Origin of the sequence: Kitasatospora sp. NPDC127035, from assembly GCF_042726075.1 — a bacterium.
GTDB lineage: Bacteria > Actinomycetota > Actinomycetes > Streptomycetales > Streptomycetaceae > Kitasatospora.
The window spans coordinates 16,054-28,658 of sequence record NZ_JBHXDN010000057.1 but is presented as its reverse complement, the minus strand read 5'-3'; the positions used below and the strand labels follow the sequence as shown (position 1 = coordinate 28,658).

General features: G+C 75.6%; 10 protein-coding genes. 4 read left to right on the top strand and 6 right to left on the bottom strand.

Annotation, left to right across the window (positions count from 1 at the left end):
• Positions 1-48: 48 nt before the first annotated feature.
• Positions 49-882 (bottom strand): LysR family substrate-binding domain-containing protein, encoded by an 834-nt coding sequence (locus ACFWIC_RS30385; RefSeq protein WP_380363475.1) that lies wholly within the window; start codon positions 880-882, stop codon positions 49-51.
• A 58-nt stretch (positions 883-940) separates the two neighbouring features.
• Here ACFWIC_RS30385 and ACFWIC_RS30380 point away from each other — a divergent pair, with 58 nt between their 5' ends.
• Together ACFWIC_RS30380 and ACFWIC_RS30375 are read left to right on the top strand one after the other, a co-directional pair.
• Positions 941-1,375 carry a DUF5997 family protein gene (locus tag ACFWIC_RS30380; RefSeq protein WP_329876817.1) on the top strand — a complete coding sequence of 145 codons (435 nt, stop codon included), beginning with the start codon at positions 941-943 and terminating at the stop codon, positions 1,373-1,375.
• Between the two features lie 458 nt (positions 1,376-1,833).
• The gene (locus tag ACFWIC_RS30375; protein ID WP_380363472.1) at positions 1,834-2,562 is read left to right on the top strand and encodes a transglycosylase family protein; all 729 of its coding nucleotides are present in this window, start codon (positions 1,834-1,836) and stop codon (positions 2,560-2,562) included.
• Between the two features lie 112 nt (positions 2,563-2,674).
• Here the strand turns inward: ACFWIC_RS30375 and ACFWIC_RS30370 are convergent, their stop codons facing one another.
• Both ACFWIC_RS30370 and ACFWIC_RS30365 read right to left on the bottom strand, forming a co-directional pair.
• On the bottom strand, positions 2,675-3,181 hold the full coding sequence (locus ACFWIC_RS30370) for an SgcJ/EcaC family oxidoreductase (protein WP_380520488.1): 507 nt from the start codon (positions 3,179-3,181) through the stop codon (positions 2,675-2,677).
• 69 nt (positions 3,182-3,250) lie between these two features.
• Complete coding sequence (locus ACFWIC_RS30365) at positions 3,251-4,315, bottom strand: MBL fold metallo-hydrolase (RefSeq protein WP_380520487.1); 1,065 nt, start codon at positions 4,313-4,315, stop codon at positions 3,251-3,253.
• 216 nt (positions 4,316-4,531) lie between these two features.
• Between ACFWIC_RS30365 and ACFWIC_RS30360 the strand changes: the two genes are divergently transcribed.
• Positions 4,532-5,365: a helix-turn-helix transcriptional regulator gene (locus ACFWIC_RS30360; protein WP_380520486.1), complete on the top strand. Its 834-nt coding sequence runs from the start codon at positions 4,532-4,534 to the stop codon at positions 5,363-5,365.
• A gap of 121 nt (positions 5,366-5,486) precedes the next feature.
• A complete protein-coding gene (locus ACFWIC_RS30355) occupies positions 5,487-6,332 on the top strand; it encodes a GNAT family N-acetyltransferase (RefSeq protein WP_380520485.1) in 846 nt (281 codons plus the stop codon).
• A 136-nt stretch (positions 6,333-6,468) separates the two neighbouring features.
• Here the strand turns inward: ACFWIC_RS30355 and ACFWIC_RS30350 are convergent, their stop codons facing one another.
• The 3 genes from ACFWIC_RS30350 to ACFWIC_RS30340 form a co-directional block, all read right to left on the bottom strand.
• Positions 6,469-7,776 (bottom strand): M64 family metallopeptidase, encoded by a 1,308-nt coding sequence (locus ACFWIC_RS30350; RefSeq protein WP_380520484.1) that lies wholly within the window; start codon positions 7,774-7,776, stop codon positions 6,469-6,471.
• Positions 7,777-7,959: 183 nt separating this feature from the next.
• Positions 7,960-9,861, bottom strand: a complete 1,902-nt coding sequence (locus ACFWIC_RS30345; protein WP_355408212.1) for an amino acid transporter — start codon at positions 9,859-9,861, stop codon at positions 7,960-7,962.
• Positions 9,862-10,226: 365 nt separating this feature from the next.
• A complete protein-coding gene (locus ACFWIC_RS30340; RefSeq protein ID WP_380520483.1) occupies positions 10,227-12,518 on the bottom strand; it encodes a heavy metal translocating P-type ATPase in 2,292 nt (763 codons plus the stop codon).
• Positions 12,519-12,605: the final 87 nt, after the last annotated feature.

Below are 12,605 nucleotides of genomic sequence, written 5' to 3'. Positions count from 1 at the left end.
CGCCACGGCGGTTCGGCCCCCGTGCCTCTCGCGCTCCGGTCCGGCGCGTCAGCCCTTGCGCTTCGGGCGGCCTCGCCGGGCCGCCCCGGAGCTGCCGCCGGAGCCCGAACCCGAGCCGCGCGGACGCCCGCCGGCGGCCCGGTTCCCGGCCGTCCTGGCACCGGCACCGGTACGCCCCGCGCCCGCCTTGCCCCCGCCGGACCTGCCCGCGCCGGACTTCCCGCCGGCGGGCGACTGCTTCGCCGGCGCGGCGGCGGCCGGAGCGGTCTGGCCCCGGCCGCGCGAGCTGTTGACCGTCCGGCCCCGGACGATCCCGATGAACTCCTCCACCAGATCGGTGGTCTGCTCCTCCGGCCACGACAGCGCCACCTGGGACTGGGCCGCGTCCGGCACCGGCCGGAAGGTGAGGTCCCGGCGGTGGTGCAGCCGGGCCAGCGACTGCGGGACGAGCAGCACGCCCACCCCGGCCGCCACCAGCTCGATCGCGTCGGCCGTGCTCGCGGGCCGCTCGACGGCCGCCCGCCCGGGCAGCGCGTCCCATGCGAGGGTGTCGTCCAGCGGGTGGAAGACCACCTCGTCGGCCAGGTCGCCGAGGCCCACCTCCTCCGCCGCCGCCAGCCAGTGGTCCTTGGGGAACACCACGACCGTCACCTCGGTGTACAGCGGGATGGCGCTGAGGCCGGTCCGGTCGACCGGCAGTCTCACCAGGCCGGCGTCCGCTCCCCCGGCCCGGAGCGTCGGCTCGGCCTCGGCCGCCTCCACCGCGACCAGGCCGAGCGGGACGTCCGGCAGCCGGTCCGCCCAGACGCGCGCCCACTTGCCGGGCGTCACGCCCGGGACGTACGCCAGCCGGAACGAAGGTGTCACCTGCATCTCTGTCACCCGGGTAAGGCTACCGACCGTGGCAGGGGGTGCCGTCCGCTCGCTTACCCTGGTGACCATGACATCGCTCAAGCAGAAGACCACGCAGACCATGAAGCCGGCGACGGCGGCGAAGAAGCTCGGGGTCTACCTCGGCGCCACCCCTGCCGACTTCCAGTCGGGCGTGATCTCCCGCGAGGAGCTCACCGCCCTCCAGTCCGAGCCGCCCCAGTGGCTCCAGGACCTGCGCCGCAACGGCCCGCACCCGCGGTCCGTGGTGGCCAACCGGCTCGGCGTCTCCGTCGCGGGCCTGGCCCGCGGCGGCGTCACCGAGGCCATCACCTCGGAGCAGATCGACGCTCTGCGCGAGGAGAACCCGGACTGGCTGCAGCGTGAGCGCACCATCCAGGCCGAGGTGCGCCGTGAGACCGTGCGGGTCAAGGAGAAGCACGAGAAGGAGGAGAAGCAGCGGCAGAAGGCCGAGGCGGCGGCCCAGCGCGGCCAGGCCCGCTGACCGGCGGCACTCCGCTCCTTCCCGTCGCTCGTTCGGCCCTGTCCGTTCGTTCGAGTCCATCGCCCGTTCGGCCCTGTCCGTTCGTTCGACCTCGTCGGTCGCCCGGCTCCGGCCGGCCGACCGGCACCGGTTCGGCACCCGCCGTCCCCCCGGCCCTCCGGCGTTCGCGCCGGAGGGCCGTCGCACGTCCGGAACCGGCTCCGCCGGGAGGGCCCCGTGCACCCGCAGGTCGCACACGGCCGACCCGCCGTACGCCGTCGCACCACCCCGACCGACGAGAACGGCCCCGGCGGCCCGAGCGGGGCGGGCGGGCGGACCGCCGGCCGGGTGGCAGCGCGGAGCCGAGCGGGTGACCCGCCCGACGTGTCGGCGGCGACACGGCGACCCCGGCGTGCGTCGGTGGGAACGCGCCGCTCTCCAGCGGCGTGCGCCCCTGTCCCCGGACCTGAGAGCCGCCGATGCCCCCCACCGCGCAGCTGCGCCGCCTGCTCCCCACCGCCGTCTGCACCCTGGCCGCCGTCCTCGCCGCCCCGGCCGCGCACGCCGCGCCACCGGGCCCGGGAGGCGGAACGAGTGCGAACCGGGGGGCCGGGATCGACTGGGACCGGGTGGCGGCCTGCGAGAGCAGCGGGAACTGGCACGTCAACACCGGCAACGGCTACTTCGGCGGCCTCCAGTTCGACCAGCCCACCTGGCGGGAGAACGGCGGCCTCGCCTACGCCCCCCGCGCCGACCTGGCCACCCGGGAGGAACAGATCGCCGTGGCCCACCACCTCGCCGGGAAGCGCGGCCTCGCCCCGTGGCCGGTCTGCGGGGCCCGCGCCGGCCGGACCGGAGAACGCCCGCCCGTCACCACCCGACCCGGGACCGCCCCCGCCCCGTCGGAGTCCGCCGACCACGCCCCGGCCGACACCACCGCCTCCGCCGGCGCGGCGTCCTCCGTCGACGCCGCAGACCCGGCCGACTCCACCGACGCCGGGACGGGCGCCGCCTCCGGTCCCGCCGCGCCGCCCCCCGCCGACCGTCCCGCCACCTGGACGGTGCGCGACGACGACACCCTCGACACCATCGCCGGCCTGCTCCGGCTGCCCGGCGGCTGGCCGGCCCTGTACGAGCGGAACCGCACCGCACTCGGCGACGACCCCGACCTGATCCGGCCCGGGCAGCAACTGGTCCTGCCGCTCTGACGCCCCGCAGCCGGCCGGCGCCCCCTCACCCGGGGACGCCGGCCGCTCCCGTTGCGGCCCTCGCCGAAGGGCGCGCGGCGCCACTGCGGACGCCGGAGCGCTCGCGCCGCCGTCAGGCCGCGGCCCTCGGGGCGGCCGGACGGGTGGCCGGACGAGTGGCCGGGCGGGCGGCGAAGGAGACGGCCTCCATCAGCCGCCGGTGCCCGGTCTTCTGGACGGCGGCGATCCGCCAGACCGCCTCACCGCTCGCCCACGCGCGGACCAGCGTGTAGGTGGCGACCTTGCCCAGCCGGCCCGGGCGGCCCTTGTAGGTGTCGCCGACGGTGACCACCACGGCGACGTCCGGCCCGTAGAAGCGGACCTCGGTGATCTCCAACGCCAGCCTGGTGCCCTTGAGGAAGGTCTCGAAGAGCTCCTGGTGGGCGCGCCCGATCTCCGCGCCGCCGCGGTAGACGGTGCCGAGGTAGGTGACGTCGGTCGCGTCGGAGGTGAACAGCTCGCCGTACGCCGTACCGTCGGCGCGGTCCCATGCCTCCCGGGCGCGCTCCAGCACGGCGCGAACCTCGGCGAGCTCGGTGCGGTCGGTGCGGTCGGTGCGGTCAGCAGGATCGACGTTCACAGGTGCCCCCCATAGAAACTTCCCAGAAGAAGCTACTTCTTCAAGGATTTATCTTCCTTGAAGAAGAGATTAGGCAGGGGAGGTCCACCCGTCAACCCGCGGGCGGACGAACGGGCGGTTGAGGTGCGCGGTGGCCAGGACGGTCCCGGTACGGCGGGCGTCGTCCAGAAGCCGCACACGGGTGCGGCGGGCCGTCGCGGGATCCGCCTCGAAGGCGTAGCCGACCTCCGGGGCGGCCAGCTGCACCGCGTGGACCAGGACGTCCCCGGTGACCAGCAGCCGCCGGCCACCGCCTTCGACCAGCACCGACTGGTGCCCCGGGGTGTGCCCGGGCGTGGGCAGCAGGGTGACGGCGCCGCCGGACCCGCGCCCACCGGCACCCGCGAGCACCGTCCGACCGTCCGCCTCGTGCAGCAGTCCGGCCCGGCGCAGCGGCTCCACGACGTACGTCATCGCCGTACGGGTCGGGGCGAGCGCCGCGATCTCGGCGCGCTGCACCACGTACCGGGCGTTCGGGAAGACCGGCACGCCGTCGGGCAGGACCGACCAGCCGAAGTGGTCCTCGTGCAGGTGGGTCAGGACCACGGCCTCGACGTCCGCCGGCCCGATCCCGGCGGCGGCCAGCACCCGGGGCAGCCGGCCGGGAACGGGCGCCCAGGCCGACGCCGGGCTGCCGACCGGCCCGACGCCGGCGTCGACCAGGGTGACCCGGCCTCCGGGCCGGCGGACGGCGAAGCAGCGGAAGTCCAGCTCCCAGGTGTCGCCCGGGCCGAAGGCCGCCGGGTCGAGGTCGCGGGCCCGCTCCCAGTCGGCCGGGGAGGCGGCCGGGAAGACGGCCTGCCGGGTGCCGGGGAACGGGCCGTGCGCGTCCAGCAGGGCCAGCACCTCGTACCGGCCGAGCCGCCGCGCGGCTGCGCCGCCCCCGGCGGAGGACGCCACCGCCGAGGTCCCCTCGGCGAACGGCCCCGCACCGGACGACTCGACCCCGGACGGCTCGGCCCCGGACGGCTCGGCGGCGGACGCGGGCGGGCCGGCGAGCGACCAGAGGGCGGCGGTGCCGGCGGCGGTGCCGGCGGCGGCGAAGGCGCCGCGCAGGACCTGACGGCGGGCGGGGTGGTCGGACGGATCGTTCACCGGTGCTCCTCGGGGCTCTGGTCGGACGGGCCGGTGGCGCGGGACGGGACGGGGTCCACGCGGGGGCAGGTGGGCCGGCGCCCTGACCCCCGTCCGGGGCGCCGGCAGGACCAAGGCTCCCGCCGCGAGCCGCCCCGCGGCTTGTCGTTTCTTGCGCGATCCGTCCGTGCCCGCGCAACCGGCGACAGCCGCCGCCCGCGCGAGTAGGGTGCGCGCATGCCGGTCGACCGCACCTGCCTGCTGAACGGCGACGACCTGTACGTCGCGGACGTCCGCTGCCAGGACCCCCCGCACGGCTGGACGGAGCTGCGACCGGCCACCGTGTTCGGCCTGGTGATGGTGCGCCGGGGGCTGTTCCGGGGCCGGATCGACGGCGTCGAGCAGCTGCTCGACCCGACCACCGTCTACGTCGAGCGGATGGGCAGCGAGCAGCAGTTCGCGCACCCGTGCGGTGGCGACGCCTACACCGAGCTGGTGTTGTCCGAGCCGCAGGTGGCGGCACTGCTGGGCGGCGACCCCGAGGTGCCGGAGGGGCTGGTGTTCACCACTCCCCGGACGGCACTCGCGCAGCGGCTGCTCACCGCCCGGGCGCGCGACGGCGCCGACTCCTTCGAACTCGCCGAGCGCGCCGTCGCGTTGGCCGCCGAGGTGCTGACCACGCTGGCCCCGGCGCGGGTGGCGAGCGGTCGGCCCGGCCGGGACGCGGACCGGCGCCGGGTGGTGGACGCCGCGCGCGCCGCGCTGGCGGCCGATCTCGGACTGGGCCTGGAACAGCTCGGGCGGGCGGTCGGCTGCTCCCCGCACCACCTCAGCCGGATCTTCCGGGCCTCCACCGGCGAGGGCCTCGCCCGCTACCGCAACCGGCTGCGGGTCACCGTGGCCCTGGAACGGCTGACCGAGGGCGAGACACGGCTGGCCGTGCTCGCCCAGGAGCTCGGCTTCGCCGACCAGGCGCACCTGACCCGGGTCGTCGGTCGTACCGCCGGTCTGCCGCCCGGGAGACTGCGGGTGCTGCTGGGGCCGGTCGGCTCGGTCCCGTCCTCCGCCTGACGGCCGCACACCGCTTCGTTCCGCGTCCCCTCGCCCGCGTCCCCTGGTCCCGTCGCCCTCCCGTCGGCCTCCCGTCGGCCCGGCCGGGCGGCGCGCGGGGCCGGGCGCGTAGGCTCGGCGGATGCCCACGATGCCGCCCCCGCTGACCCGCCTGCACGACCGCGAGGCGCTCGCCGACCGGTTCCGCCACGACCCGGAGCTGCACCTCTTCGAACTCGGCGACCTCGACGACCCGTTCTGGCCGCACACCACCTGGTACACCCTCGCGGACGGCTCGGACGACGGCTCGGACGAGGGCACGGGGGAGGGCCCGGGGGACGGCCCGGTCGCGCTGCTGTACGGAGTGGGCGAGTTGCCCACCCTGCTCGGCCTCACCCGGCCCGAGCGGCACGGGCACCTCACCGAGCTGCTGCGCGCGATGGGCCCGGTGCTGCCGGACCGGTTCCTCGCCCACCTCACCGGCGGCGGCGCGGAGGCGCTCGCGCCCGGGTACCGCGTCGAGCACCGGACGGCGATGCTGCGGATGGCGCTCACCGACCGCACCGCCCTGGGCACCGGTGCCGGTTCGTGGCAGGTCGGCCCGCTCGGCGCTCCGGACCTGGCGGACCTGCTCGCCCTCTTCGCCGCCGGCTACCCCGGCAACTGGTTCGACGAGCGGATGCTGACGACCGGCCCCTACGTCGGGGTCCGGGACGCCGACGGCCGGCTCGTCGCGGCCGCCGGCGTGCACGTCCACTCCCCCGCCCACCGGGTCGCGGTGATCGGCAACGTCACCACCCACCCGGAGTTCCGCGGCCGGGGGCTCGCCGCCGCCTGCACCACCCGCCTCTGCGAGGTGCTGTCGCCGACCACCGACCACATCGGCCTCAACGTCCGGGCCGACCACCCGACCGCCGTCTCGCTCTACGGGCGCCTGGGCTTCACCACCGTCACCGCCATCGACGAGTGCGTGATCGCGGCAGTCTGACGGGCTGCCCGCACGCCGCCCGGGCCCGTCGGCGCGTCCGCGCGCGCGTCCCCCGTGCGTCCGTACCTGTGTGCGCGGGAAGTCGGACCGGCCGACTTCCCGCGCACGGGCGCACGGGTCTTCCCGTGTCAGGGCGTCAGCGGGTCACCGGCCAGGAGAGGGCGGAGGTGAGGCGGACCCGCAGGGCGGGGTCCAGGACGGCGGGCGTCGGGTCGGTGGCGGTGGCGGTGAGGGTGTGGACCCGGCCGCGCGGGCCGGGGAGCGGCACGGTGACGAGGTCGACGGCGGTGCGGCCCCGCAGCTGCCGGAGTTCGCGGCCGTCCAGGGACCACCGGACCGTGGTGCCCGTGACCGGGAGGTCGACGGTGAGCCGGTCGGCCCTGGTGAGCGGGGTGCCGGCGGGAGTGGGGCTGGTGAGCGGGACGGCGTGCCGGTAGAAGCCGGCGATCATCGCCTCGCGGCCCGGCAGGTTGAACTCACGGCCGAGCGACCTCATGATCGAGTTCTCCGTCGGCCGGTAGAGCCCCCTGGGGTAGTACCCGCCACCCTCGTACGCGCCGACGACGCCCCCGTCCGGCGAGGTCCGGCCGAGCCAGCGGTACCACTTGGCGTGTTCGCGGGCCAGCCGGTCGGCGGGCAGGGTGCTGATGTTGGGCTCGCCCGGCTCCCCCTCCTCGGCCGGGTAGGTGTCGGTGCCTTCGTAGAAGTACTCGTCGGCGAGCTTGCCCAGCGAGTGGCCGGTCTCGTGCACGGCGATCTGCCCGGACCTGGCGTTGCTCCCGGCGACGGTGGCGATGCCGTCGTAGCCGAGCGGGGACGCCACGTTGTAGCCGGCGCCGCCGTACTTGGCGGTGTTGGCGACGACGAGGACGAGGTCGGCCCGGGGCGCCTTGGCGGCGTACCTCTCGACCGCCCCGGTGTCGACGCAGAGCAGCCGTTCGATGTCCTCGCACCAGAAGTAGGAGCCCAGCGCGGTGTTGCGGACGGTGGCGCGGTCCGGGTCCCCGGTGATGCCGGAGTCGGTGGAGACGGTGGAGACGGCCCAGACGTTGAAGAGGCCGCGATAGGCGGCGTACGGCTCGACGGCGCTCGTCTCCTGCCACTTGGCGACGGCGTCGGCGCGGAACTTCTCCTGCTCGGCGGCGGTGTAGCCGTCACCGATGACGACCACGTCGAGCTTGTCGGCGGTCGCGCCGCTGCGGAGGATCGGGGTGACCTCGCCGTCCCCGGCGGCGGGTGCGATGCCCGGCCGGGCGCCGGCGAGGTACGGGGAGGTGCCGGGCACGGTCGCGTGGCCGGCGGGGCCGTCCTCGCCGAAGACCTCGACCCGGTGGCGCGGGCCGCTGCCCGGCTCGGCGGCGGAGCTTGCGGCCGGGACCGCCCCGAGGGCCGCGAGGGCCAGGGCGCCGGTCAGGACGATCGAGCCGAACCTTCGGTTGCGCACGGGAGTTGCTCCTCTGAGGGGGAGGGCCGGTGATCCGCCATGCTATGCACCTGACAACCCGTCGGCACAAGGCCCGCGCACCTTCGCCCCCTCCCCCCTCCCCCCTCGCGAACCGGGTGCCGGGTCCCGGGTCCCGGCGGCGCCCGGGTTTCCGGCCCGCGTGCGTCTCGGCCCACGTGCGTCTCAGCCCACGTGGACACGGGGCCGGCGCGAGCGGTCGGGCTCGGCCTCGCGCAGCACCTCGCGGGTGACCGGCGCGACCTCGCCCTGCCCGAACAGGAAGAACCGCAGGAACTGCGCGAACGGGTTGCCCTCGGTCCACTCGAAGTAGATGTGCGGCTGCTGCCCGGTCCGGTCCCGGGCGGTGAGCAGCAGCGCGGCCAGCGCGTTGGGCACGCTGGAACTCTCCAGCCTGAGCACCCGGTAGCGGTCGTGCAGCACCTCGCCGTGGACGGTCAGCACCGACTCGAACTCGGACGGGTCACGGACCGTCACCTCGACGAAGACCAGGTCGTCCTCGGCGGGGATGTCGTTGTCCGTCCGGATCTGCCGCTTCTTCTCCTGGTACTCCGCGAGGTCCCGGCGGTGGGGCTCGTTGGCGATCAGCCGCAGCGGCCGGTGGGTGTAGTCGCGGACGAAGCGCTCGGCGGCCTCGTCGAGCACGACGTCGGTGACCCGCAGCTCGAACGCGCGCTTGAGCCGGGAGAGCAGCGAGACCAGCACGATCGCGGCGATGAAGCAGGCTCCGATCTTCACGCCGTCGGGCCGCTCGGCGATGTTGAGCGCCGTGGTGTAGACGAAGACCGCCGCGATCACCGCGAAGCAGGCGGTCCGGCCCCGCTCGCGGGCGGCGTGGGCGGCGATGGTGACGGCGATGGCCGCCGAGCTGATCAGCACCAGCACGCCGGTCGCGTACGCGCCGCCCTGGGCGTCCACGCTGGCGTCGAAGATCCAGGTGACCAGGAAGGCGATCAGGGTCAGCACGATCACCATCGGGCGGACGGCGCGGGCCCAGTGCGGGGCCATGCCGTACCGGGGCAGGTAGCGCGGCAGCAGGTTGAGCATGCCCGCCATCGCGGAGGCGCCGGCGAACCACAGGATGGCGATGGTGGAGAGGTCGTAGACGGTGCCGAAGGCGTTGCCGAGGTACTCGTGCGCCAGGTAGGCGAGCGCGCGGCCGTTGGCCTCCCCGCCGGGCTCGAACGCCTCCTTCGGGATCAGCAGGGTGGTGATGAGGCTGGTGGTGATCAGGAAGACGCTCATGATCAGCGCTGCGGTGGTGAGCAGCTTCCGCGCACCGCGGATCCGGCCGGTGGGGCGTTCCTCGGTGTCGTCCGGGTCGCCCTCGATGTGCGGCATCACGGCGACGCCGGTCTCGAACCCGGAGAGGCCGAGCGCCAGCTTCGGGAAGGTGATCAGGGCGACGCCGACCATCGCCACCACGTTGCCGTGCTCGGCGGTGAGCGCCTCCGTCCAGTCCGTCACCAGGGTCGGGGACTCGACGACGTGGTAGAGGCCGGTGACCACGACGACGACGTTGAGCGCGAGGTAGATCCCGACCAGGACGACGGCCACCCCGATCGCCTCGCTGAAGCCCTTCAGGAAGACGGCGCCGAGCAGGCCGACCAGGATCAGGGTGACCAGGACGTGCCGACCGGCGAGGGCGTCGGCCAGGTGCGGGTTCTCGACCATGTGGGCGGTGGCGTCCGCCGCGGACAGGGTGATGGTGATCATGAAGTCGGTGGCCGCGAAGCCGAGCAGGGCGAGCACGAAGAGCTTGCCCTGCCAGAACGAGAGCAGCCGCTCCAGCATCGCGATCGAGCCCTCGCCGTGCGGGCTCTCCCGGGCCACCCTGCGGTAGACCGGCAGCGCGCCGAAGAGGGTGACGGCGACGAGTACCACGGTCGCCACCGGGGAGAGCAGACCGGCCGCGAGGGCCGCGATGCCCGGCTGGTAGCCGAGGGTGGAGAAGTAGTCGAGACCGGTCAGGCACATCACGCGCCACCAGGGGCGGCCCTGCTCGACCGGGAGCTGGGCGTGCGGGCCCGGGTGCTGCTTGGCCCGGTCGGCGAGCCCCTCCAGCAGCCAGGCCCGGCAGCGCTGCCGGGCCGATGCCCCCGACGCCCCCGGTGGCCCCGACGCCCCCGGCGTCCCGGCACTCCGCCGTGCGGCGCGCCCCGCGCCGCCGGCCTCGCCACGGCCGCGGGCCCGGCCCTCGTCCCCTCCTTCGCCCTCGCCCGACCCGACCGCACCCGACGAAGCCACCCTGCACTCCCGTCCACGTCCCGAAGCCGCGCGCCGCCGGGGCGACGGCCAGCCGCAGGCTATGCGACCGGCCCCGTCACCTCCGGGAACGCCTCGGCGGAGTCCCCTCGTCGGTCCAGTCGTGAACGCCCGCGGCCCCGGAACCGGACGGTTCGGGGCCGCGGGCGGCCGGGCGGCGACCCGGCTCAGCGGAAGGTGCGCAGGCGCAGGCTGTTGCCGACCACGAAGACCGAGGAGAAGGCCATCGCCCCGCCGGCGATCATCGGGTTGAGCAGGCCGGCGGCGGCCAGCGGGAGCGCGGCCACGTTGTAGCCGAAGGCCCAGAACAGGTTGCCCTTGATGGTGGCCAGGGTCCGGCGGGAGAGCCGGATCGCGTCGGCGGCCGAGCGCAGGTCGCCGCGGACGAGCGTCAGGTCGGCGGCCTCGATGGCGGCGTCGGTGCCGGTGCCCATGGCGAGGCCGAGGTCGGCCCGGGCGAGCGCGGCGGCGTCGTTGACTCCGTCGCCGACCATGGCGACGACCCGTCCCTCGGCCTGGAGCCGCCGGACGACGGCCACCTTGTCCTCGGGCAGGACCTCGGCGATCACGTCCTCCGCGGCGATGCCGACCTCGGCGGCGACGGCCTCCGCGACGGCCCGGTTGTCCCCGGTGAGCAGGACGGGCCGCAGACCGAGCGCCCGCAGGTGCGCGACGGCCTCGGCGCTGGTCGGCCGCACCGCGTCGGCGACCTCCAGGACGGCCCGGGCCGCGCCGTCCCAGCCGACCGCGACGGCGGTCCGGCCGGCCGCCTCGGCGGCGCGCTTGGCCTCGGCGAGCGGAGCCGGAAGGTACTGCGCCCAGTCGGCCAGGAGGGCCTCCCGGCCGGCCACCACGGCGTGGCCGTCGACGACGCCCTGCACGCCGAGCCCCGGGATGTTCTCGAACCCTTCGACGGCGGGCAGCGGGCCCACCTTCTCCGCGGCGGCCGCGGCGACGGCGGCGGCGATCGGGTGCTCGGAGGCGTGCTCCAGCGCACCGGCCAGCCGCAGGACCTCGGTCTCGGTGACGCCCTCCGCGGTGCGGACGGCGAGCAGGGTCATCCGGCCGGTGGTGACGGTGCCGGTCTTGTCCAGCACGATCGTGTCGACCCTGCGGGTGGATTCGAGCACCTCCGGGCCCTTGATCAGGATGCCGAGCTGGGCGCCGCGTCCGGTGCCGACCATCAGCGCGGTCGGGGTGGCCAGGCCGAGGGCGCACGGGCAGGCGATGATCAGCACGGCGACCGCGGCGGTGAAGGCCGCGGTCCAGCCCTCGCCGGTGCCGAGCCAGTAGCCGAAGGTGGCCAGGGCCAGGACGATCACGATCGGGACGAAGACGGCGGAGATCCGGTCGGCGAGCCGCTGGGCGGCGGCCTTGCCGTTCTGCGCGTCCTCGACCAGCCGGGCCATCCGGGAGAGCTGGGTGTCGGCGCCGACCCGGGTGGCCTCGACCACCAGCCGGCCGCCCGCGTTGACGGTGGCGCCGGTGACGGCGTCGCCGACCACGACCTCGACCGGAACCGACTCGCCGGTCAGCATCGAGGCGTCCACGGCGGAGGCGCCCTCGACCACCACCCCGTCGGTGGCGATCTTCTCGCCCGGGCGGACCACGAAGCGCTCGCCAGCCGTCAGCTCGGCGGTCGGGACGCGGACCTCGGCGCCGTCGCGCAGCACGGTGACGTCCTTGGCCCCCAGCTCCAGCAGCGCCTTGAGCGCGGCTCCGGCGGTGCGCTTGGACCGCGCCTCGAAGTAGCGGCCGGCCAGGATGAACGCGGTCACCCCGGCGGCGGCCTCCAGGTAGATGTTCGAGGAGCCGTCGCTGCGGGCGACGGTGAACTCGAAGCCGTGCCGCATCCCGGGCATCCCCGCGTGCCCGAAGAACAGGGCCCAGAGCGACCAGAGGAACGCGGCACCGGTGCCGAGCGAGACCAGGGTGTCCATGGTGGCGGCGCCGTGGCGGGCGTTCGTCCAGGCGGCCCGGTGGAAGGGCCAGGCGGCGTAGGTGACGACGGGGGCGGCGAGGGTCAGCGAGAGCCACTGCCAGTTGTCGAACTGGAGGGCCGGGACCATCGCCATCGCGATCACCGGGACGGCCAGCACCAGCGCGGTGATCAGGCGCTGCCGCAGCGGTTCGAGGTCGTCGGCCGACCCCACCGAAGCGGTGGGTCCGGTGATCGGCCCGGCGGTCTGCGGCGCGGCGGCGGGCCGGGACAGGGCGGCGGTGTAGCCGGTGGCCTCGACGGTCGCGATCAGGTCGGCGACACCGGTCGCGGCACCCGCACCGGAGCCGGAGCCCTCGCCCGCCACGGTGATCCTGGCCTTCTCGGTGGCGTAGTTGACGGTGGCGGTGACGCCGTCCATCCGGTTGAGCTTCTTCTCGATCCTGGCGGCGCACGAGGCACAGGTCATGCCGCCGATCAGGAGTTCCACCTCGGTGGAGGCGGGGGCCTGGGTGGTCATCTGGGCTCCTCGTGGTCGTCGAGCGGGGTGGCGACCGTCGGCCGTGGTGGCGGGCGGCGGTCGGGCGGCGGGGCGCCGCCTCGGTGG

Bases quoted from the DNA above. Each gene is read 5' to 3' on its own strand.
- ACFWIC_RS30340 (WP_380520483.1), bottom strand. From the start codon at position 12,518: ATGACCACCCAGGCCCCCGCCTCCACCGAGGTGGAACTCCTGATCGGC.
- ACFWIC_RS30375 (WP_380363472.1), top strand. From the start codon at position 1,834: ATGCCCCCCACCGCGCAGCTGCGCCGCCTGCTCCCCACCGCCGTCTGC.
- ACFWIC_RS30380 (WP_329876817.1), top strand. From the start codon at position 941: ATGACATCGCTCAAGCAGAAGACCACGCAGACCATGAAGCCGGCGACG.
- ACFWIC_RS30355 (WP_380520485.1), top strand. From the start codon at position 5,487: ATGCCCACGATGCCGCCCCCGCTGACCCGCCTGCACGACCGCGAGGCG.
- ACFWIC_RS30360 (WP_380520486.1), top strand. From the start codon at position 4,532: ATGCCGGTCGACCGCACCTGCCTGCTGAACGGCGACGACCTGTACGTC.